Origin of the sequence: Sphingobium limneticum (assembly GCF_008710165.1) — a bacterium.
In the GTDB taxonomy this organism is placed as follows: domain Bacteria; phylum Pseudomonadota; class Alphaproteobacteria; order Sphingomonadales; family Sphingomonadaceae; genus Sphingobium; species Sphingobium limneticum.
Window position 1 is genome coordinate 141,780 of sequence record NZ_VYQA01000003.1, and the last position, 21,589, is coordinate 163,368.

The 21,589-nt window shown below is 63.9% G+C and carries 20 protein-coding genes; 7 read left to right on the plus strand and 13 right to left on the minus strand.

Annotation, left to right across the window (positions count from 1 at the left end):
- Positions 1–46 precede the first annotated feature (46 nt).
- Together F4U95_RS05315 and F4U95_RS05320 are read left to right on the plus strand one after the other, a co-directional pair.
- Positions 47–1,207: a pyridoxal phosphate-dependent aminotransferase gene (locus tag F4U95_RS05315; protein ID WP_150424869.1), complete on the plus strand. Its 1,161-nt coding sequence runs from the start codon at positions 47–49 to the stop codon at positions 1,205–1,207.
- Between the two features lie 261 nt (positions 1,208–1,468).
- Positions 1,469–2,635 carry a pyridoxal phosphate-dependent aminotransferase gene (locus F4U95_RS05320; protein ID WP_120251923.1) on the plus strand — a complete coding sequence of 389 codons (1,167 nt, stop codon included), beginning with the start codon at positions 1,469–1,471 and terminating at the stop codon, positions 2,633–2,635.
- A gap of 337 nt (positions 2,636–2,972) precedes the next feature.
- Here F4U95_RS05320 and F4U95_RS05325 read toward each other — a convergent pair whose 3' ends face one another.
- Positions 2,973–3,818 carry a LysR family transcriptional regulator gene (locus F4U95_RS05325; RefSeq protein WP_150424870.1) on the minus strand — a complete coding sequence of 282 codons (846 nt, stop codon included), beginning with the start codon at positions 3,816–3,818 and terminating at the stop codon, positions 2,973–2,975.
- A 103-nt stretch (positions 3,819–3,921) separates the two neighbouring features.
- Here F4U95_RS05325 and F4U95_RS05330 point away from each other — a divergent pair, with 103 nt between their 5' ends.
- Both F4U95_RS05330 and F4U95_RS05335 read left to right on the plus strand, forming a co-directional pair.
- Positions 3,922–5,382: an amidohydrolase family protein gene (locus F4U95_RS05330; RefSeq protein ID WP_211363947.1), complete on the plus strand. Its 1,461-nt coding sequence runs from the start codon at positions 3,922–3,924 to the stop codon at positions 5,380–5,382.
- 247 nt (positions 5,383–5,629) lie between these two features.
- The gene (locus F4U95_RS05335) at positions 5,630–6,901 is read left to right on the plus strand and encodes an oligogalacturonate lyase family protein (protein WP_150424871.1); all 1,272 of its coding nucleotides are present in this window, start codon (positions 5,630–5,632) and stop codon (positions 6,899–6,901) included.
- A gap of 130 nt (positions 6,902–7,031) precedes the next feature.
- Here the strand turns inward: F4U95_RS05335 and F4U95_RS05340 are convergent, their stop codons facing one another.
- The 6 genes from F4U95_RS05340 to F4U95_RS05365 all read right to left on the minus strand — a co-directional run bounded on the left by F4U95_RS05340 (position 7,032) and on the right by F4U95_RS05365 (position 10,736).
- Positions 7,032–7,499 (minus strand): SRPBCC domain-containing protein, encoded by a 468-nt coding sequence (locus F4U95_RS05340; RefSeq protein ID WP_120249269.1) that lies wholly within the window; start codon positions 7,497–7,499, stop codon positions 7,032–7,034.
- Positions 7,496–7,987: a VOC family protein gene (locus F4U95_RS05345; protein WP_150424872.1), complete on the minus strand. Its 492-nt coding sequence runs from the start codon at positions 7,985–7,987 to the stop codon at positions 7,496–7,498. Before F4U95_RS05345 ends, F4U95_RS05340 begins: the two co-directional genes overlap by 4 nt.
- Positions 7,987–8,787, minus strand: coding sequence for a VOC family protein (locus tag F4U95_RS05350; RefSeq protein ID WP_150424873.1), 801 nt, complete (start codon positions 8,785–8,787; stop codon positions 7,987–7,989). Before F4U95_RS05350 ends, F4U95_RS05345 begins: the two co-directional genes overlap by 1 nt.
- 168 nt (positions 8,788–8,955) lie before the next feature.
- Positions 8,956–9,318: a DUF1428 domain-containing protein gene (locus F4U95_RS05355; protein WP_150424874.1), complete on the minus strand. Its 363-nt coding sequence runs from the start codon at positions 9,316–9,318 to the stop codon at positions 8,956–8,958.
- 120 nt (positions 9,319–9,438) lie between these two features.
- Positions 9,439–9,759, minus strand: a complete 321-nt coding sequence (locus tag F4U95_RS05360) for a DMT family transporter (protein ID WP_120249266.1) — start codon at positions 9,757–9,759, stop codon at positions 9,439–9,441.
- Between the two features lie 236 nt (positions 9,760–9,995).
- Positions 9,996–10,736 (minus strand): SDR family oxidoreductase, encoded by a 741-nt coding sequence (locus tag F4U95_RS05365; RefSeq protein ID WP_150424875.1) that lies wholly within the window; start codon positions 10,734–10,736, stop codon positions 9,996–9,998.
- Between the two features lie 99 nt (positions 10,737–10,835).
- On the opposite strand from F4U95_RS05365, the gene F4U95_RS05370 reads away from it, so the two are divergent.
- Positions 10,836–11,270, plus strand: a complete 435-nt coding sequence (locus F4U95_RS05370; RefSeq protein ID WP_150424876.1) for a winged helix-turn-helix transcriptional regulator — start codon at positions 10,836–10,838, stop codon at positions 11,268–11,270.
- A 234-nt stretch (positions 11,271–11,504) separates the two neighbouring features.
- Here F4U95_RS05370 and F4U95_RS05375 read toward each other — a convergent pair whose 3' ends face one another.
- The 3 genes from F4U95_RS05375 to F4U95_RS05385 all read right to left on the minus strand — a co-directional run bounded on the left by F4U95_RS05375 (position 11,505) and on the right by F4U95_RS05385 (position 14,958).
- Positions 11,505–12,434, minus strand: a complete 930-nt coding sequence (locus tag F4U95_RS05375) for a hypothetical protein (RefSeq protein ID WP_150424877.1) — start codon at positions 12,432–12,434, stop codon at positions 11,505–11,507.
- A gap of 86 nt (positions 12,435–12,520) precedes the next feature.
- Entirely contained in the window at positions 12,521–13,534 is a 1,014-nt protein-coding gene (locus F4U95_RS05380; protein ID WP_150424878.1) for an NAD(P)H-dependent flavin oxidoreductase, read from the minus strand.
- Positions 13,535–13,692: 158 nt separating this feature from the next.
- Positions 13,693–14,958, minus strand: a complete 1,266-nt coding sequence (locus F4U95_RS05385) for an aspartate kinase (RefSeq protein WP_120249262.1) — start codon at positions 14,956–14,958, stop codon at positions 13,693–13,695.
- A 212-nt stretch (positions 14,959–15,170) separates the two neighbouring features.
- Between F4U95_RS05385 and ubiG the strand changes: the two genes are divergently transcribed.
- On the plus strand, positions 15,171–15,905 hold the full coding sequence (ubiG, locus tag F4U95_RS05390; RefSeq protein WP_150425038.1) for a bifunctional 2-polyprenyl-6-hydroxyphenol methylase/3-demethylubiquinol 3-O-methyltransferase UbiG: 735 nt from the start codon (positions 15,171–15,173) through the stop codon (positions 15,903–15,905).
- An 83-nt stretch (positions 15,906–15,988) separates the two neighbouring features.
- Positions 15,989–16,576 (plus strand): YdeI/OmpD-associated family protein, encoded by a 588-nt coding sequence (locus F4U95_RS05395; RefSeq protein WP_150424879.1) that lies wholly within the window; start codon positions 15,989–15,991, stop codon positions 16,574–16,576.
- A gap of 72 nt (positions 16,577–16,648) precedes the next feature.
- Here F4U95_RS05395 and F4U95_RS05400 read toward each other — a convergent pair whose 3' ends face one another.
- The 3 genes from F4U95_RS05400 to F4U95_RS05410 all read right to left on the minus strand — a co-directional run bounded on the left by F4U95_RS05400 (position 16,649) and on the right by F4U95_RS05410 (position 21,500).
- Positions 16,649–17,464, minus strand: coding sequence for an HpcH/HpaI aldolase/citrate lyase family protein (locus F4U95_RS05400; RefSeq protein ID WP_150424880.1), 816 nt, complete (start codon positions 17,462–17,464; stop codon positions 16,649–16,651).
- A gap of 110 nt (positions 17,465–17,574) precedes the next feature.
- Positions 17,575–19,641 (minus strand): TonB-dependent receptor domain-containing protein, encoded by a 2,067-nt coding sequence (locus F4U95_RS05405; protein ID WP_246171511.1) that lies wholly within the window; start codon positions 19,639–19,641, stop codon positions 17,575–17,577.
- A 551-nt stretch (positions 19,642–20,192) separates the two neighbouring features.
- Positions 20,193–21,500 carry a family 1 glycosylhydrolase gene (locus F4U95_RS05410; protein ID WP_150424882.1) on the minus strand — a complete coding sequence of 436 codons (1,308 nt, stop codon included), beginning with the start codon at positions 21,498–21,500 and terminating at the stop codon, positions 20,193–20,195.
- Positions 21,501–21,589: the final 89 nt, after the last annotated feature.

Here is a 21,589-nt window from a genome sequence, read left to right on the forward strand (position 1 = left end):
AGCAGGCTGAAAGCCCGCGCGCGGGCATGGAGGGAGAAGAGGGATCATGGCGACGCAACTCGAACCGGCAATGGAACAGGAACTGATCGGACGCGGCTATTCGCGCCGTCAGATGGCAAAGGTCGCGGCGCTGCTGGGCGCCGGCGCGGCCGCCATCCGCATCACGGGCGCGGGCGCGCAGCAGGCGGCCAAGGCGGTCGCTGGCGCCGTGCGCATCGGCGCCAACGAATGCTGGACCGGTCCCTTCCCCGTCGCGGCCGAAGCCGCCTTCAAGCTGGTGCAGGAAGGCAATCGCTACGAACCGGACAATGAACATCAAAAGCTGTTCGACGCCGTCGCCTCGGTCGAAGGTATTCCGGCCGACCGCGTCGTCGCCTGGCCCGGATCGTCCGATCCGCTGAGCCGCGTCGCGATCGCCTATGCCTCGCCCACGCGCGGCATCGTCACCGCCGACCCGACCTATGAAGCCATCTGGCGCACCGCCGCCTGGCTCGGCGCCCCGGTCAAGAAAGTGCCGCTGACCAAGGATTACGCCCATGACGTAAAGGCGATGCTGGCGGCGGACCCCAATGCGGGCGTCTATTATATCTGCTCGCCCAACAACCCGACCGGCACCGTCACACCGGTCGCCGACATCGAATGGCTGGCCAACAACAAGCCCAAGGATTCGATCCTGGTCGTGGACGAAGCCTATATCCACTGGGTCGATGGTCCCAACGCCGCAAAGCTCGCCGCCACGCGCGACGACGTGCTGATCCTGCGCACCTTCTCCAAATTGTTCGGCATGGCCGGCATGCGCCTCGGCCTCACCTTCGCCTCGCCCACGCTCATGGAAAAGATGATGCGCTATGACGGCGGACAGGTGACCGGCATGCTGCCGATGACCGCCGTCGCCTGCGGCACCGTCTCGGTCGCGCAGGCCGACCTCATCAAGGCGCGCCGCGCCGAAATGAACGCCGCCCGCGAAAAATCGGTCAGCCACCTGAAGACCAAGGGGATCAAGGTCATCCCTGGCAGCCAGGCGAACATGTTCATGGTCGACTGGGGCAAGAAGAGCGCCAAGGACATGCAGGCCGCCCTGCTTGCCGCCAATGTGCAGATTGGCCGCAACTGGCCGATCTGGCCCAATGTCTCGCGCGTGTCGGTCGGCTCGATGGCCGAAATGGAAGCCTTCAACGCCGCCGTCGACAAGGTGTGGAAGGCGTAATCGGATAGTATTCGGGCGATAGTTGACTGTTCCCCGGCGCAGGCCGGGGTCCAGTTCCACGGTCCGAACTGGACCCCGGCCTGCGCCGGGGAACATATCCTGCTACTTACCGTCAGACACCGCACTTTTCATTCATGTCGCCAGAGCGGTGCGACACTCCAGAAAAATTACAGAAAAGAAAGGGCGGCGCATTGCGGAAATGCGTCGCCCTTTCGTCTTTCCCCATGACCACATTGTTTGCAGGACAAGGGGACGGACGACATGACCATGATGCTGAACAAGGATGCCCAGGACGATCTGATAGAGCGCGGCTATTCGCGCCGCCAACTGGGTGAAGTCGCCGCGCTTTTGGGCGCCGGCGTCGCCGCCAGCTCGCTTCTGGGCGGCAGCGCCATGGCGCAGCAGCAGGCCGCCCGCGGCGTCAAGGGCGCGGTGCGCATCGGCTCCAACGAATGCTGGACCGGCCCCTTCCCCTCGGGCGTTCAGGCCGCGGCCGAAGCCGCTTCGTTCGGCAACTGGTACGACCCGGACAACTATAAGGGCGACCTGATCACCACCGTCGCCACCGTCGAAGGCATTCCCGAAGCGCAGGTCATGCCCTGGCCCGGTTCGGGCGGCCCGCTGGTCAGCATCGTTGCGGCCTATTGCTCGCCGACCAAGGGCCTGGTCACCGCCGACCCGACCTTCGAATCCGCATGGCGCACCGCCGACTATATGAAGGCGCCCATTGCCAAGGCGCCCCAGGCGATCGGCAAGGGCCATGACGTAAAGGCGATGCTGGCCGCCAATCCGAACGCGGGCCTCTATTATATCTGCACGCCCAACAACCCGACCGGCACCATCACGCCGCTGGCCGACATCAAGTGGCTGCTGGACAACAAGCCCGCCGACGCGATGCTGCTGGTGGACGAAGCCTATATCCACTTCTCCGAAGCACCCAGCGCCGCTTCGCTGATCGGCAACCGCAAGGACATCATTGTCATGCGGACCTTCTCGAAGCTGTTCGGCATGGCCGGCGTACGCCTCGGCCTCACCTTCGCCGATCCCGAAGTGCAAAAGCGCATCTCGCTCTTCGGCCCCTCGGCCGGCGGCCTGGCGATCACCGCCATGCACTGCGGCAATGCGGTCTACAAGGAAGCCGCCCTCATCAAGGCGCGCCGCAACGAAATGATCGGCAACCGCGACGAAACGATCGCATGGCTGGCCAAGAAGGGCATCGAAGTGCAGCCCGGCAGCCAGGCGAACATGTTCATGGTCAACTGGAAGAAGCCGGCGAAGGAAATGCAGGCCGCCCTGCTCGCCACGCCGGAAAAGGTACAGATCGGCCGCAACTGGCCCATCTGGCCCACCGTCTCGCGCGTGACCGTCGGCAGCGCCGACGACATGGCCAAATTCCGCGCCGCCGTGGACAAGGTCTACAAGGCGTAAACGGCTCCCACCGTCACGAAGGAAAAGGCGTCCGGGCAACCGGGCGCCTTTTTTGGTGGCGGTGGATGAAGGTGCGAAGAATATAATCCCCGCCCGCCTGCGGGAGGGGCAGTGAGACTTACGCGCGCAGCGCGTTAGTCGCAGCGGGGTGGGCTGTCGCGATGTCCCGCCCACCCCCTAACCCCCTCCCGTAAACGGGAGGGGGAACAAGTCCAATTCCTGCCGAGAACGCCTTAACCCTCTCCCCCATGGGGGAGAGGGCTGCGCAGACTTGGCAGCTTGCTGCCTAGTCGGAGCTGGGTGAGGGGAAGCAACCTCACGCGAATACAGCGCCCCCTCACCCAGCCCGCGCGTCCAGCACCGCCACCATCGCCCGCCCCAGTTCCGCCAGCGGCCCATCGCCCTCCCGCGCGTAAAGCGACACCCGCATCGGCGCGACCCCGCCCAGATCGGTTCGCCGCACCAGCTTCGCCCCGCCCACAGCCGCCAGCGGCAGCAACGACACACCCACCCCGGCCGCGACCGCCGCCACCACGCTCTGCAAACTGCTCCCCGAAAAGGCCACGAACCAGCGCCGCCCCTCCCGCTCCAGCTGCGCGAACATCTGATCGCGATACAGCCCCCCTGCCGGAAAGCAGACCAGTGGCAACGCCTCTTCATCCACCACGCCCACACCCTCGGCCGCCGCGAACCAGCCCAAAGGCTCTGCAAAGGCCGCCCGACAATCCGCCCCGGCCACAGCCTCCTTCACGACCACGATATCGAATTCCCCCTGCCGATATCGCTGCGCCAGGTCGCGGCTCAGCCCGGTCGTCGCGTCCAGCCTGATATGCCGGTGCGCCCGCGCGAACCCGGCAAAGGCCTGCGCCATCGCCCCCGTCGCCAGATCCTCCGGCAGGCCGATGGAGATCGCCGCTGTCCCCGCCGGATCGCGCAGCAGCAGCGCGGCATCCTCATTCAGCAACAGTATCCGCCGCGCATGACCGATCAGCCGCTCACCCATCGCGGTCAGGCACACCGGTCGCGCCGACCGGTCAACCAGCCTGTGCCCCGCCATCGCCTCCAGCCGGCCGATCTCCTGGCTGATAGTCGACTGGGTCATGTTCAGCCGCTCGGCCGCATGGGTGAAATTGCCGCTATCGGCAATGGCGACAAGGCTGCGCAGCAGGCGGGGATCGAACATGGCCATCATTATCGATGTGCATGCTATCCATTCCAACATCTAATTTGCGCATGGTGGTCAGGCGGCTAAAATCGCCTTTCCCCTTCCGGAGCGCGGACCGACGATGAAGACCTTGCTGGCCACCACTTTGCCCCTGATCGCCCTCATCGCTTCACCCGCGCCCGCACTGGCCGCACCCGCCCCGCAACGCGGCGACATGATCATCCGCCACGTCTCCGTCATCGACGTCGAGCATGGCCGCGCCAATGCCGATCAGGCCGTGGTCCTGCGGGGCCCGGATATCGTCGCCGTCGGCCCGGACAAGGCCATCGCCAAAAACTGGCAAGCCGCCGGCACGATCGAGGGCAAGGGCCGCTTCCTCATCCCCGCGCTCTGGGACATGCACGTCCATTTCGGCGGCGGCCCGGACCTGATCGAAGAGAATAAGGCGCTCCTCCCCCTCTATGTCGCCCATGGCATCACCACTATCCGCGACTGTTCGGGCGACCTGCCCGACAATGTCCTCCAATGGCGCCACGACATCGCCAGCGGCAGCCTGTTCGGCCCGCGCCTCCTCACCTCCGGCGCCAAGATTGAGGGGATCGCGCCTGTCTGGAAAGGCACGATCGAGGTCGGCAGCCAGGCCGATGTGGACGCCGCCATCACCCGCCTGCAACAGCGCGACCATGTCGACTTCGTGAAGATCACCGACAGCACGTTGAAGCCAGACCTGTTCCTTTACGCCGTTGCGCAGGCGAAGGCGCATGGCCTGCGCAGTTCGGGCCATATCCCGATGGCGCTGACGGTCGGACAGGCGGTGGACGCCGGCATCAGTTCGATCGAGCATCTGGATTACGCCTACAAGGCCGGCGTCAGGCAAGAAGCCGCGATCGCCGCTGATTTCGCCGCCGGCCGCATCGACCGGGCGGAGGCCAGCCACCGGCTCGACACCGGCTTCGACAGCGCCACCGCCATGGCCGCCTATAGCCATTTCGCCGCCAAGGGCGTGTTCGTCACCCCGACGCTGAACGGCAGCCGCATCATCACCTATCTCGACCGCGACACCCACGCGAACGATCCCTATCTCGCCTATATCGGCCCGAAACTGCGCAAGACCTATGACTGGCGCATCCAGCGCGCCGCAGCGGCAGACGCCGCCGCCATCACCGCGCGCCACGATCATTTCGAACGCATGGCCGCCATATTGCCACTGCTGCAAAAGGCGGGCGTCACGATCATCGCCGGCACCGACGCGGGCTTTTTGAACAGCTTCAACTATCCCGGCATCGGCCTGCATGACGAACTGTCCCTGTTCGTGAAAGAAGGCCTCACCCCCGCCCAGGCGCTCTCCGCCGCCACCCGCGCCGGCCCGGCCTGGTTCGGCCAGCTGGACCGCTATGGCAGCGTGGAGGCTGGCAAGGCCGCCGACCTCGTCCTGCTCGACCGCAATCCGTTGCAGGATATCGCGGCGACCCGCGCCATCGCCACGGTCGTCATGCGCGGCAAAAGCTACGACCGCGCCGCCCTTGACGCGATGCTCGCCGACACGAAGGCCAAGGTCGCGGATTGGAACAAGGCCCCCTGACCCGCTGCCGTCTCGTATCGTCCAGCACCGCGCCATGATTTGAACCGTGACGTTATGTTCCCCGGCGCAGGCCGGGGTCCAGTGCCACGCAAGGGGCTGGACCCCAGCCTGCGCGGGGAACGCCAGATATGCGTCGATGTCTGCGCGCGATGCCATTGTCCGCGCCAAGCAAAATCCTATCCCTTCGATTGCCTAAATTTCCACCATGCGTTACCACGTTCCACAAAATGGATGTGTGGAGACGATAATGCGCGGAAAAAGGCTGGCTCTATTTGGACTCCTGCCGCTGCTGGTTGCCGCCGCGCCCGCACCCAAGCCCGCCTCGTGGATCGACCCCACCACCGGCCACCGCATCGTCCGCGTCGATGACCGGCCCGGCAATTACGGCCTCTATTTCAACTATAACCCGTTCACTCCGGACGGAAAGCGGATGATCTACCTGACGCCAGAGGGCATCCGCGTCGCCGACACGGCCAACTGGACCACCCGCCTCGTCCTGAAAGAAAAGATCGACCGCCTGCTCTTCGTCGGCAACCGCGCGGCCGTCGCCTATTACAGCACCAGCCCGATCGGCAACGAAGCCGCCTCCACCATCTGGTCGGTCGATCTCGACACCGGCAAGCGCCGCCGCATTGCCGACCTGCCCGGCGGCCGCATCGCGTCGATCAATGCGGACGACACGCTGCTCGCCGGCCATCGCGAACTCGCCACGCCCCCTGCCGTCATCGCCGCGCAGGGCAATCGCGATCCCAAGACTGGCTCCCCGACCTATGCCGCCAACGGCCCGGACGGAAAGCCCCTGCCCTTCGCCGTCGCCAAGGAACAATGGATGGCCCGGCGCCTCGCCGCCGGCGTGCCGATGGAAATCTTCACCATCGACATCCGCACCGGCGAACGAAAGACGGTGACCCAGTCCAGCGACTGGCTGAACCACGTCCTCTTCTCGCCCTCCGATCCGACGCTGCTCATGTATTGCCATGAGGGGCCGTGGCAGAAGGTCGACCGCATCTGGACCATCCGCACCGACGGCGGCCAGAAGACGAAGGTGCATCAACGCACCTTCCAGGGCGAAATCGCCGGCCATGAATATTGGGCGCCCGACGGCCGCACCATCTGGTACGACTTGATCCAGCCGATGGGGGTCCGCTGGCTCGCCAGCTTTGACGTGGTGAGCGGCAAGCGCATCTGGTACCGGCTAGGCGCAGGCCAAGGCAGCTATCATTTCAGCTCCTCCCCCGACAACCGCCTCTTCTCGGGCGACGGCAATGACGAAGGCAAATATATCAGCCTCTTCCGTCCCCGCGCAGACACCAACCCCCGCGCGCCCGACACGCTGGACGGCGACCGACTGATCGCAGCCGGCGACCTGGAAACCCAGCGCCTCGCCGACCTGTCGAAACAGGACTACACGCTCGAGCCCAACCAGCATTTCACCCCCGACGGCCAATGGCTGGTCTACCGCGCCAATGTAGAGGGCAAACCCGCCATCTACGCCGTGGAAGTAGCGAAGGCGAAGTAAAACATCGCCGATGTCACTTTAAGGCTCCCCGTTCCCCGGCGTAGGCCGGGGTCCAGTTCAGACCGTGGGACTGGACCCCGGCCTACGCCGGGGAACTCTTCCCTGGGTGAACTGGCATGGCGCCTTGGTATCAAGCACTGGCGGCAGACGTTTCGCACAGCGCCTTGAATTGCTCCATCATCTGGTCCCAACCCGGATGAAAGCCCATTTCCTCATGCCGTGCCTTGGCCTCTGCATCCCAATGGCGCGCGGTCGCGGTGAAGCGCGTGCCCTCGCCCTCATCCTCGAACCGCCATAGCCCGGTGATGAACGCCGTCTGCGGTATCCATCCCGACGCATAGGCGTCCGTCGTCACCGCCAGTTCGTTCGGCACCACCTCCAGAAACACGCCCTCCATCGGCCCCGTCTCTTCGCCATTTGGCCCGAACATCTGCACCGCGCTCCGCCCGCCGGGGCGCAGATCCTGTTCGATCACCTCGGCCCGCCAGGGCTTGGGGCAGAACCATTCCTCCTTCAGGTCCACCCAGACCTTCCAGCATATCTCCCTCGGCGCCGCGATATGGCAGGTGACGGACAATTCATGCTCAGCGCTGCTCATATCGCTTTCCCTTCGAAGGCCGCCTGCATCGCGGCGGTATCCAGCTTCCGCATCGACATCATGACCCCCATCATGCGGGCGATGCCGGCTGTGTCGTCCGTCTTGTAATTGTCCATGATCTGCCGCGTCACCAGTTGCCAGGACAGGCCATATTTGTCCGTCACCCATCCGCACGGCCCATCCTTGCCGCCATCGGCGGTCAGCGCGTCGAAATGCCGGTCCAGTTCCGCCTGATCCGCACACGCCACGGACAGCGATATCGCCTCGTCGAAACTATATTGCGGCCCACCGTTCAACGCCTGATAGCTTTGCCCGAACAGGGTGAACTCGACCAGCAGCACGCTCCCACCCGCCAGCGGCGATGGCGACGGATTTTGTTCGGGATAGTAGCTGACATGATCGATCGACCCGCCAAAGACGGACACGTAGAATTGCGCCGCATCCAGACCATTACCGTCGAACCAGAGGCAGGGGGTGATCTTGTCCATCACGCCTCCCCCTTGCTGCCGACAGCCGCAAACATCGCGCCTTGCGGATCGCTCGCCTGGATGATCCATCCGCCGCCCGGCACCTCCGTCGGCCCGTTCAGCACCGTGCCGCCGCCCGCCTTCACCTTCTCCACCGCCACATCGATATCCTCGACGACGAAGTAGAACAGCCACGCCGGTCGCGGCATTTCCTTGGGACATGGCATGATGCCGCCCGTCATATCCTGAAAATCGCCGCCCCCGGTCTGCGACACGAGTTGGTAGCTGCCCATTTCGCCCATATCCATGGCGTCCCCGGTCGTCCAACCGAACTGCCCGGTATAGAAGGCCAGATCCTTGTCGAAATCGCCGGCATATAGTTCATGCCAGCCGACATGGCCCGGCGCCATCGGCGAAGCGGCCTCCATTCCCTCGTCGCTCGATCCCTTCAGCAGCATGAACAGCGCTCCACCCGGATCGGCCATCACCGCAAAGCGTCCGACGCCCGCTATGTCCTCGGCCGGCCGCATCACCTTGCCGCCCGCCGCGCTCAGCCGCTGCCCATCCGCATCGACATCGGCCGATCCCATATAGCCGCCCCACCAGGGCGCCATGCCGCAGTCCTTGGCCTCGGCCGGGATCGCCATGACCCCGCCGACCGCACCCGCGCTGCCCGACACCACATGATAGGGATCGTCCGTCCGCTCGCCACCGAAAGGCTGCGACGTCCACCCCAGCACATCGCCATAAAAAGCCAGCGCCGCCTGCGGGTCGCTCGTCATCAATTCATACCAGAAGAATTTGCCGCCAAAATCGGTCATCGTCTTTCTCCTGAAATTTGGAATTGCAGGATTGGTCGCCATTTCGTTCAGGTGGAGCCGAAAAGCGTGATTTTCGAGTACCGGAGCGCAGCGTACTCAAAGTACGTGAGCACCGGAACGCAGAAAAGCGCGCTTTGCAGGCCCGCCTGGGCGGAATGGCGATCAATCCTAGGCCTTCGCGTCCAGCAACACCTCAAACCCGCCATAAATCAAACGCGCGCCGCTGAACGGCATGTCCTCGCCCTCCTTGGGCTGCATGCGTTCATCCTTCATGACTTTCTCGGCCCCCGCGTCGCGGGTCGCCTTGTCGGGCCATTCGATCCAGGAAAAGACGACTTCCTCATCCTCCTCCGCGATCACGGCGGTGCGGAAATCGTTGGTCTTGCCGATCTTGACGTCGCTGCCCCAGCATTCGACGATGCGCAGCGCGCCATGTTCTATGAAGATCGGCGCGGCATAGGCCGCGACCTCGCGATAGCGTTCTTTATTGCCCTTGGGCACCGGGATCACGAATCCGTCCATATAGGCCATATTCTCTCTCCTCTTCGTCGCTCGTCGTCGTGCAACCCTAAGGTGAAACGACGCGCATGCCATTATGCGCATCGCTTATATCAGATGACGCGAAAAGAAGAACGGTCCGTCCGACGGCGCCTAAGCCTGCGCCGACAGCTTCATCAGCACCAGTCCGGCCAGGATCAGCCCCGCCGCGATCAACCGCGCGACGCTCAGACCCTCACCCAGAAAGGCGACCCCGACCGCGAACGCGCCCAGCGCCCCGATCCCGGTCCAGATCATATAGGCGGTGCCCAGCGGCAGGCTGCGCATCGCCAGCGACAACAGCCCGAAACTCGCGACCATCGCGCCCAAAGTGATGAGGCTGGGCACAAGCCGGCTGAACCCATGCGACTGTTTCATCGCAAAGGCCCAGACGATTTCCAACACACCGGCGATAAAGAGATAGATCCAGGCCATGACGGCTCTCCTTTCCAAAAAAGAGAGCCGGGCCGTCCCGGACTTGAAAACCCATGGCTGGGTGGAGGACGTGGCCTCGCTTGCTATGAAAAGATAGGGACGTGCCGCCCAATGCACAACCCAAATCCTCCCCTGTAAAGGGGAGGGGGACCGCGCCCGAAGGGGGTGGTGGAGGGGTAATGGCGCAACCTCAGTCGCAACCGCCCCTCCCCTTTCAGGGGAGGATCAGCGCTCGCTCAATGCGCCCCGTTCAGCATCCCGAACACCTGGGCAAATTCCCCACGCTTCGTCGCCTCGCTCAGGAACTTCACCCGCTCGACATGAATTTCCGCCGGCGTCGGCTGCTGCCGCAGCAGGCCCATCGTCTCGGCGATGAAGTCCGCCAGCGGCATCATCTGGTCATTCTCCGCATGGCCGGGCATCAGGTCGGTCTGAACACCGGGCGGCACGATCTCCACCACTTCAACACTGGTCGCCTTCAACTGCTCCCGCATCGCCAGCGACCAGCCATGGATCGCCGCCTTGGTCGCGCTATAGGTCGGGGTCGCAACCAACGGGACGAAGGCCAGGCCCGACGACACGGTCAGGATGGTCGACGCCGCCTGCGCCTCCAGATGCGGCAGCAGCGCATGGGCCAGCCGGATCGGACCAAGCAGATTGGTCGCCACCGTGGCCTCCGCGATCGCCAGGTCGATCTTCTCCTCCGCCACCATGATGCCGGCATTGAGCAGCACGGCGTTGAGCGCCGGGAAATCCGCGACCAGCCTGCCGGCGAAGGCCAGAATCGCCGCAGGATCTTCCATGTCCAGCGTCACCGCCGCCATGCCCGGATGATCGGCCACGACCGCGTCCAGCGCCGCCTGCCGACGCCCGGCTATGATGACCTGATTGCCGGCCGCATGAAATTCATGCGCCAGCGCCGCGCCGATGCCCGACCCGCCGCCGGTGATGAGAATGGTGTTGCCTGTGGATTGCATGGGAAAGCTCCTTTCGATTGGCTTGCCCCGCAATTTAGCCCTATGCTCTCTTTTGGAAAGTAGGCACCGCAAAGTGCTGTAGTTACCCGAAGGTGAGAAATGGCAAATCCGCTCCAAACCCGCTTCGCCGCCGCCGATATCGCGCAGGCCGAACAGTATCTGGCGCATGAACCGCCGACCGACATCGACCCGCGAATCGAACGACTCGTCAACGACCTGATCGGCCGCATCGCCGACAAATGGACGTTGCTGGTGCTGGAGGAGCTGGAGGCGAAGGGCACGCTGCGCTTCACCGAAATCGGGCGGCTGGTGGAAGGGATCAGCCAGAAGATGCTGACCCAGACGTTGCGCCAGATGGAGCGCGACGGGCTTTTGACCCGCACGGTCCATGCCGTCGTGCCGCCCCGCGTCGACTATGCGCTGACCCCGCTCGGCAACAGCCTCAGCGCCGCCTTTTGCGGCGTCTGGGTCTGGGCCGAACGCAATCTGGAAACGGTAGAAAACGCCCGCACCACCTTCGACGCGCGGGATTAAAGCGAACGCCCCTCATTCGTCATTGCGAGCGCAGCGAAGCAATCCATGTAGCGCTCCCTTGGATCGCCACGCTTCGCTCGCGATGACTCAGTGTATCGGTCTCAAGTCATCAGACTTTAAACCAATATGAACTTATGACTCTACGTTCCCCGGCGCAGGCCGGGGTCCAGTTCCCCGCTCCGATCTGGACCCCGCGACCTGCGCCGGGGCACACGTCATATACGGGTCTTGCTATTACTCGCCCGCCGTCGGCACCGGCTGCACGATCAGCTTGGGCGTGCTGTTGTCGGGCAGCGTCCGCGCCGGGGCCGGCGGCCCGGACGGCGTCACCGCTGACGGCGCAGATGGCGCGGCTGACGGCGCAGGCACTACTCCCGTCGAAGGCACGGCCCCCGCCGCAGGTGCAGATGCAGGCGCCGTCGCCTCGATCGAACTCTTATATGTCGGCGTCCACCCCTTGGGCGGCGCTTCGCCCGGCGGCACCGGCGGCGGCGGCAGCGGCGTGGGCGACACCACGACCGTCACCGTCGCGCCGAACCGCGACTGCCATTCGGCCAGCCGCCGCAGATAGTCGGCATAGGCCGCGTAAAATTCCTGGAACGGCTTTTCCAGCTCGGCCAGCAGCGCAGGCGCCTCTACCAGCAATTGCGAAGACGGCATGGCGATGATCTTTTGCCCCACCGTCACCGCGACCGGGCAGAAATTCTTGATCACCGGCGGCAGCGCGAAGAAATTATAGACGACCGTGTTCAACCGCTCGCGCGACGCCATGCCCGAACTGCCATAGGCCACGCTGTAATTGCGATCGACCGCCGCATTGGCGCTATTCAGCGTCGCCTTATGCAGCGCCAATATCTGGTTATACTGGTTGCGCGCAGTCGGCCCATATTTGTCGCAATTGAGCGCCGCGACGTTCAGCGCCATGCGGATATGCCACAGCGCGGTATTGGACGTGACGCCGCGATTGGCGGTCAGATATTTCCCGTCCGCATCCTTTTCCGGAATGCTCATCCCCTCGGCCGCGTTCGATGGCGGCACCGGGCGGATGGTCGGCACCACCGGCGGCGGCGGCGCGGGTGGCGGCGGCGGCGGCGGGGTCGAACAGGCCGCCAGCACGGCCAGCGAGACAAGGGAAAGGCGGCCGATAAGGCGCGAAGACAACATCAAATTCTCCGGCAGGACGATAGGCACCGGCCATGCCGGTCGTGGGTTAGGGGGAATATGCCTAACCCGCGACTCACCGCAACCCTTTAAGCGACTCGCCGTTCCAGCGCCTCGGCAGCCTGCGCCATCAGCTGGGCGATGATGTCGGCGACCGGCTCTTCCTTCGTCACCATGCCGACCGACTGGCCCGCCATCAACGATCCGCCCTCGACATCGCCGTCGATCACCGCCTTGCGCAGCGCGCCGGCCCAATAATGTTCGATCTGCAACTGCGCTTCCATCATGTCCACCGCGCCGCTGTCCAGCAGGTTGGCGACTTCGCGCTGCTTGGCGGTGAAGGCTTCGGTGCCCGCATTCTTCAGCGCGCGCACCGGGATGACCGGCAAACGCGGGTCGATCTGCACGCTGGCGATCGCATCGCGCGCCGACGCGCGGAAAAACGCCTTCTTGAAATTGGGGTGCGCAATGCTCTCGCTCGCGCAGGCAAAGCGGGTGCCCAGCTGTACGCCCGCCGCACCCATTTCCAGATAGGCGGCGATCGCCTCGCCCCGGCCGATGCCGCCCGCGACGAACACCGGCACCTGTTCAGCCATTTCCGGCAAGATTTCCTGCGCCAGCACGCTGGTCGCGACCGGGCCGATATGGCCGCCCGCTTCCATGCCTTCCACCACCAGCGCGTCGACGCCCGACCGCACCAGCTTCTTGGCCAGCGCCAGCGCGGGCGCGAAGCAGATCAGCTTGGCCCCCTTCTGCTTGATCGCCTCGATGCTCCCCTTGGGCGGCAGACCACCGGCCAGCACGACATGGCTGACATCATGTTTCGCGCACACTTCGATCAGGTCGAACAGCAGCGGGTGCATGGTGATCAGGTTCACGCCGAACGGCTTGTCCGTCAGCGCCTTGGTCGCCACGATCTCCGCATCCAGCAATTCTGGCGTCATCGCGCCGCACGCAATCACGCCGAACCCGCCGGCATTGGAAATCGCCGCCACCAGATTGCGCTCACTGACCCAGCTCATCGCCCCACACAGGATCGCGCTCTGGCTACCGAAAAATTCGGTGCCGCGAGCCATGAGGGACGTGAGCTTGGCGTGGGTCATATATAATCCGTTCAAAACCAAAAAAGCCCCTCCCTTTCAAGGGAGGGGTTGGGGTGGGTGCGCCGCACAGCGGCGCCCCAAGCTATCGACCAAAGGGCAGGCTCGCTTCGCTCGCACCCACCCCTAGCCCCTCCCTGGAAGGGAGGGGAATAGAAAATTTACGCGATCGGCGCGTCCAGACCATAAGCGGTGTGCAACACACGCACCGCCAATTCCGTCTCATCCTCGTCGATCAGTACCGAAACCTTGATTTCGCTCGTCGAAATCGCCTCGATATTGATACCGCGCTCGGCCAGCGTCTTGAACATGGTGGCGGCGACGCCGGCATGGCTGCGCATGCCCACACCCACGACGCTGATCTTGGCGACTTCGGTATCGGTGATGATGCGGAAAAAGCCGATGACGTCCTTGTTCGCTTCCAATATGTCGACGCTGCGGGCCAGGTCGGCGCGCGGGACGGTGAAGGTGACGTCCGTCTCTTCATTGTCCTTGCTGTCATTCTGGATGATCATGTCGACGTTGATCGCCGCGTCGGCCAGCGGCACGAAGATGTTGGCGACCGCACCGGGCTTGTCGGGCACGCGCGTCACGATGATCTTCGCCTCATTCTTGTCATGGGCGATGCCGGTGATGAGCTGACGTTCCATCTTGTCTTCCTTGAGCTTGGCTTCCAGTTCCGCGTCGCTGACGATCAGCGTACCGGGCAGATCGGTCTGGGTGGGATCATCGAAGGAGGAAAGCACCTGCACGACCACGCCTTCCTTCATGGCGAGGCCGACCGAGCGCGTCTGCAACACCTTGGCACCGACCGAGGCCAGTTCCAGCATTTCCTCATAGGTGACGAGGTTCAGCTTGCGCGCGCGCGCCACGATGCGCGGGTCGGTGGTATAGACGCCGTCGACGTCGGTATAGATGTCGCAGCGATCGGCCTTGATCGCGGCGGCCACCGCGACCGCCGACGTGTCCGAACCGCCCCGGCCCAGCGTCGACACCCGGCCATCGGCCATCATGCCCTGGAATCCGGGGATCACCGCCACGGTGCCCGACCGCATCGACGCCAGCAGGTCCAGCGTGTCGATGTCGCTCACCCGCGCCTTGGCATGCGCCTCGATCGTGCGGATCGGCAACTGCCAGCCCAGCCAGCTGCGCGCGTCCACGCCCAGCGCCTTCAGCGTCATGGCCAGCAATCCGCTGGTGATCTGCTCGCCGGCGGCAACCACCACATCATATTCGGCCGGATCGTAGAGGGCGGACGCTTCCTTGCAGAAACCGACCAGCCGGTCCGTCTCGCCCGCCATGGCGGACACGACGACGGCGACTTCATGCCCCTGTTCGACGACATGTTTGACGCGCGCCGCCACGTTGCGAATTCGCTCCATCCCCGCCATGGAGGTGCCGCCGAATTTCATCACGATGCGCGCCATTTGCTTGTCGAACCTATCCGTTATTATGAAAGAAAATATCCCAAAAGGGCTAAACGGCGCTCCTATTAGCAGCGCAGGCGCATATGGCAAGCAATCCCAGAAGCGTCACCGGCATGGGTGGCTTTGCCCGCGTCGAACCGGCTGCTAACAAGGATGCAAATATCGCCGCCTTCGTCATCGCGAAGGTGCCAAAGCAGCCAAGGCCAGTGACAATGACAGACATGACCACCGCCACCATCGACCCGAAGGAAGCCGCCCATTTCGGCACCATGGCCGCCGACTGGTGGGATCCCACAGGGTCCAGCGCGATGCTGCACAAGCTGAACCCGGTGCGCCTGCGCTATATCCGCAACGCGATCGACCGCCATTGGCCCGGCGACGCGCAGGCCTTCCGTCCCCTCACCGGCAAACGCGCGCTCGACGTCGGCTGCGGCGCGGGTCTGCTTACCGAACCGCTCGCCCGCCTCGGCGCCACCGTCATCGGCCTCGACGCCGCCCCTGAAAATATCGCCGCGGCGCAGGGCCATGCCGCAGGGCAAGCGCTGACCATCGACTATCGCGCCACCCCGGTGGAGGAGATGGCCGATACCGGCTTCGACCTCGTCACCTCGATGGAAGTGATCGAGCATGTCGCCGACCCCGCCGCCTTCGTCCGCGCGCTGGCCGGCAAACTCGCGCCCGACGGCCTGATGATCCTCTCCACCCCCAACCGCACACCGCTCTCCCGCCTCGCCATGATCACCATCGGCGAAAGCGTCGGCGGCATCCCCAAAGGCACGCATGACTGGCACAAATTCATCACGCCCGAAGAACTGACCGCGCTGCTGGATCAGGCCGGGTTGGAGGTCACCGACAGCATCGGCCTCAGCTTCGACCCCGCCCGCGGCTTCGCCCTGTCCGCCAACACCGCGATCAATTACCTGCTGACGGCGAAGCACAGAATATAAACCTTCTCCCCTCGGGGGAGAAGGATACGAAGCCTTGCCAGCTTGCTGGCTAGGCGAAGTTGGATGAGGGGGGGGGAAGGACCATGACCGACGAAGCCAGAGTCGACACCTATATCGCCGCTCAGGCCGACTTCGCCCGCCCGATCCTCACCCATGTCCGCGCGCTCGTCCACGCCGCGCACCCCGACGTGACCGAAGCGATCAAATGGGGCTTTCCCCATTTCCTCTACAAGACCAAGAATCTCGCCTCGATGGCCGCCTTCAAGAGCCATGCGGCGGTCAACCTCTGGTATAGCGACGCCGCAAAGCCGCGCGAAGGCATGGGCCATCTGGGCAAACTCACCAGCCTCGCCGACCTCCCCTGCGACGACGAACTGCGCACCCTGCTGACCAAAGCCCTAGCCCTGATCGACGCCGGCGCCAAACCGCCCCGCAAGACCGACCGCTGCCCACGCGAACCACTCCCCGTCCCCCCGGCGCTCACCGCCGCGATCGCAGCCAACCCGGCCGCCGCTACGATCTGGTCCAGCTTCCCAGCCGGCAAGATCCGCGACTATTGCGAATGGATCATCGAAGCCAAGACCGCTCCCACCCGCGACAAGCGCATCGCCCAGGCGGTCGAATGGATCGCCCAAGGCAAAAGCCGCAACTGGAAATATGAAAAACGCTAAGGCCGCATGGGTGGGGGGGTAACCTCACGGCAGTAGGCCAGTCTCGCGCCCGTCCCCAATAGCGACCGCCCCTTACGCCCCTACAGCCTCCGCCCGCGCGATCAGCGCCTGGGCCTCCTCGACATGCATCGTCTCGATCATGCGGCCCTCGAACCGCTCCGCCCCGCCGCTCGCCGCCGCGACCAGCCGCCGCGCGTCCGCCAATGCCTGCGCATCGGGACCGAACATCTGATTGGCCACCGTCACCTGGCTCGGATGGATCAGCGTCTTTCCATCGAAGCCCAGCGCATAGCCCTCGGCACATTCCGCCTCCAGCCCCGCTTGATCATCCAGCCGGTTGAACACCCCGTCGAACACCGCAATCCCCGCCGCCCGTGCCGCCAGCACCACCGCCTGCATCGCATAAGACAGCCCCGCCCGCCCGGCCGACGGCGGAATGCCCAGATCCTTGCGCAGGTCGTTATTCCCCATGAACAGCGCGGCGCAGCCCTCCGACCGCGCAATCTCGCTCGCCGCCAGCACGCCCCGCGCGCTTTCGATCATCGCGATCACCGGCTTCTGGCACACGCTGAACACATCCTTGACCTGCTTGGGATGCTCCACCTTGGGCAGCACGATATAGTCCAGCGCCGCCGTCTTGGCCGCGACCATCTCCACCCCGTGCCAGGGCGTGCCTTCGATATTGATCCGCACCGCCGCGATCCGGCCGCCAAAGCCCTCCGCCAGCGCCGCCACCGCGCCGTCGCGCGCGCTGTCCTTGGCGTCGGCCGGCACCGCATCCTCCAGGTCCAATATCACCATGTCGCACGGCAAGGTCCGCGCCTTGGCGATCGCGCGGGCATTGGACGCGGGCAGGAACAGCAGCGAACGGGCGTGGCGCAGCAACATGATACTCTCCGGATGGCCTCTGGTGGCTTCACCCCCCCGTTAGCCAATAGACGGCCCGTCCCCAACCCCCAATCGGACCGGCCGACGGATGCACGCCGCCCAGCGGAACGTCAGAAATCCACGGTGGCCGACAGCCACAACCGCCGCCCTTCCTGATTGATCGAATAGGCCGGCGTATAAGCCGTCGCATTCGCCGCCGTCCGATACGGCACATAGACCGCATAATCGGTGTCCAGCACATTATACACCGTCGCGGCCAGGCGGAAGGCCGGCGTCAGCTGATATGATCCGCCCAGATGGAACACCTCATAGCTTCGGAAGTCGCCCACGGCGGTTTGCTGCACATTGGCCCCGCGATAGCGGCTGGACCGGATTTCCGCCCGCGCCCACACACTCGCCTTGTCGCCCAGTTTCCATCGCAGATTGCCGTTCAGCATATGCTTGGGCATCCCGATCAACGGCAATCCTTCCTCCGACCCGCTCAGCTGCTCCGTCTCGGTATAGGTGTAATTGGCGCTCAGCGACAAAGCCGGGGTAAAGGCGAAGCGCGTCGCGACCTCGACACCGCGCGTGCGCGCCTTGTCGATATTGATCGACTGGCTGAAGACGTCGACATTGGGGAAATTGCCCACATCAACGCAACCCGGCAGGTTCGGCGCGGCCGAGAAGCGGCAATTGGGCACCCCCGGCCCACTGGCGATCTTGTCGGTAAAGTCGTTATTGAACAGCGTCACATTGCCGCTGAAGAAACCCTGCCCGTCATAATAGAGGCCCGCTTCATAACTGGTGCTGGTTTCCGGCGTCAGCCCCGGCGATCCCAGCAGCGGCACGCGCCCCTGGCTACCAAAGCCGATGATCCCCTCGGCAATCTGCTCGACGCGCGGCGTCTTGAACCCGCGGCTCACCCCGCCCTTCAGCGTCAGCGCCTCATTGATGTTCCACACGCCATAGACGCGCGGCGACCATTTATCGCCGAAGGTGCTGTGATTGTCGTAGCGCGCACCGCCGGTGATGTTGAACCCGTCCACCACGGTCAGCGTGGCTTCGGCAAAGCCTGCCCATTGGGTGAATTTGAACGGTTCGGGCGCCACGCCCTCGACCATCCGCGCCTTCCAATATTGCCCGCCGACGGTGAAGGCCAGCGCCCCGACCTTCCCGGCAAAGCGCGAATCCAATATGTCGTTGCGCGCCTCCAGCGTACGCGGCGCGCCCGGCGTCGCCCCCGGCGTGCCATTGGGGATCAACCGCCCGATCGTCTCCGTCTCGTTGCGGGTCAGCGTCGTGTCCAACTGGCCAAAGCCCATCCGCCAGCTATGCGCGATCACATAGTTGGACCGGTTGAACCGCTGTTCCGGCGCATAGCCGCCCGACCCCAGCGTCCCCAGCTGCCCCTCGCTATTGTCGTAGCTCTGCTCGTTGCGGTCATATTCGACCCACAGGTCATGATCGGCATGGGGCGTCAGGCTCAACCGCCCGCCATAATTATAAACGTCCGACCGCACCGGATTGCGCCCCAGCGTCAGCGCCGGATCGCCCGGAATATCGATATTCGATCCCTCGCGATGGAACACACTGCCCCGCAGCGTCAGCCCCAGCAGGTCGCGGATGATCGGCCCCTGCGCAAAGCCGTTCACCGACTGGATATTGCCGAAGCGATCGTCGCCCTGGATCGTGCTTTCGGCGGTCGCGGTGCCGACCCAGCGTGTCCCAACCTTGCGCGTGATGATGTTGACGACGCCGCCCATCGCATCCGACCCATAGAGCGTGGACATCGGCCCGCGCACCACCTCGATCCGGTCGATGGCGGAAAAGGGCGGCAGGAAGCTGGTGGACGTCTCGCCAAAGCCGTTCGGCGTCACCCCGCCCGGCGCATTCTGGCGGCGGCCGTCGATCAGGACCAGCGTATAGTCGCTGGGCATGCCGCGAATGGAGATGTTGAGGCCACCGGTCTTGCCCGCTTCGCCGCCGACATCCACGCCCTGCACATCCTGCAACGCCTCGGCCAGGCTGCCGAAGCGCTTCTCCTGCAACTCCTCGCGCCCCAGCACGGTGATGCTGGCCGGCGCCTCGACTATATTCTGCTCATAGCCCGCCGCCGTCACGACGATCGCGTTACTATTGTCGCCCTCCACGGGCGCAGCATCGGGCGCCTGGGCCGCGATAGCCGCCTGCCCCATCACCGCCAGCGCAATCAGCCCAGCCCCACCAAAAGCCCGCCCCACAGCGCGCAACCGCATCGACCCCATGATATCCCCCTCAGCTAATGCAAATGCGTATCAGTAATACGCCTGCCGTTGAGGGGGCCGGTGAAGAGGAGTCAATGAGGGTAAGCGGGCGGAGGGCGGCGGCAACTATTCCTTACAGAAGGGAGACGGATTGGCGGTGGATGGGACGGGTTGGGCATTGCAGAGGGTGAGGCAGCCACATTTGTCACGCCATGATGCTGAGCATCCCTTGCAGGCAAACATAGTTGGCTGTCAGCTATGCGCCAATTCCAGCCATCCAATGCGTCAATTATCGCTTCAGAAAGCGGACTCTCGCGAACTGACATCTTCGATGTGCAAAAATCACAAACTTGGGAATTGGCAAAATCGTCCAGGTTGAACCTCAGCACATGCGCTTCAAATCAGAACCGACCTTTGCTCCCTGCCACTCCGCAGCCTTGCGGGCGAAGTGGAGGCTTGCACCCTTCCAACCCAATCAGCCCGATACCAAAGCGCATCCCGTTTCATAGTGCGTTTTGACGAGCGATGCGGCCGTAAATTGCGGCGCTCGGCTTGGCTGTCCGCTGGAATGTTACCGGATCCACTGAGGCCAGACCCAGCTTGGGTGCATAACCAGAAGTCCATTCGAAATTGTCCATCAGGGACCAGTGAACATACCCCAGGACCGGCACTCCCTCGTCCATCGCCCGCTTCAGTTCGGCCAGGGCAAGCGGCAGTTGCTTCGCGCGGATCGCGTCGTCGGTGATGTAATAACCATGTTCGGTCACAAGTATCGGTCGTTTGGTCGCTTCATGCACATATCTGACCGCTCCTGCGAGCGAGCCTGGCACAATCTCATTGCCTTCGCTGCTCAGTGTCGCGCCGGGCGATGGAGGCAATTTGCCGGTTTCCGTCCAGACATTACGGTTGTAATTCTGCACGCCGACGAAATCATCGGTCTTCACATTGTCGATCCACGCGCCGTAAAAAGCTTGCCGCATGGCATCGCGCTTGCTGCGCGGGCCAACCGCTTGTTCGTCGGAAACCGCAAGGGTCGCGCCGACGGGCAAGTCCGATCGCACTGCCTTGATCGCCGCTTTGCCTAAGCGGTGTGCGTGCAGCATGTTCGGCAACATTTCCTCGATTTGCCCGAATGCGGGACCGCCGACAAAATGCGACACGCCATGATCCTTGCTGGCGGCGTCAAGCATCGCAGTCTGCGCTTCGACCACCTGCGGTGGCAACATACGCAATGCAATCAACAATCCGTTCGGCTCGTTCAGTGTGAAGGCGATGCCGATTTCCGCGCCCAAATGGCGCATGGCCCGATCACAGTAGCGGGCGAACAGATCGGCCGAGTCCGCCATCGTCCAACCGCCACGCGCCGCGAACCACACAGGCACAGTCCAATGGCTGAACGTGACCATCGGCGTCATCCCGCGCGTGCGGCATCCGTTGATCACACGCTTGTAATGGTCGAGCATCGCAATCGAAAACTGACCCGGTTGCGGTTCGATGCGGGACCATTCGATCGAAAACCGGTAAGCGTTCAGCCCGATCGCTTTCGCCAGATCAAGGTCCGCCTCCCACAAAAACAGGCTGTTGCATGCGTCACCGGACGGCACCGAGAAGATGGTTGGCTTGGTATTCTCCAACACCCAGAAGTCGCTATTGACGTTGCTGCCTTCGATCTGATGCCCCGCAGTCGCAGCGCCCCAATGGAATCCTGATGGGAAAGCCGCGCCCGCGCGGCTTAGGGCGATCGCTGGCGTGGACGCGGTAGCCGTTGCAGCAAGTCCGATCTTCACAAGCGTACGGCGCGATACGTCCATTCAATATCCCCTCATCTTTTAAGGCATTGTAACGAGCGCATGCATCGAAAAATAATATGAAAATTTTCTACTTCCATAGCCGGAGTCTA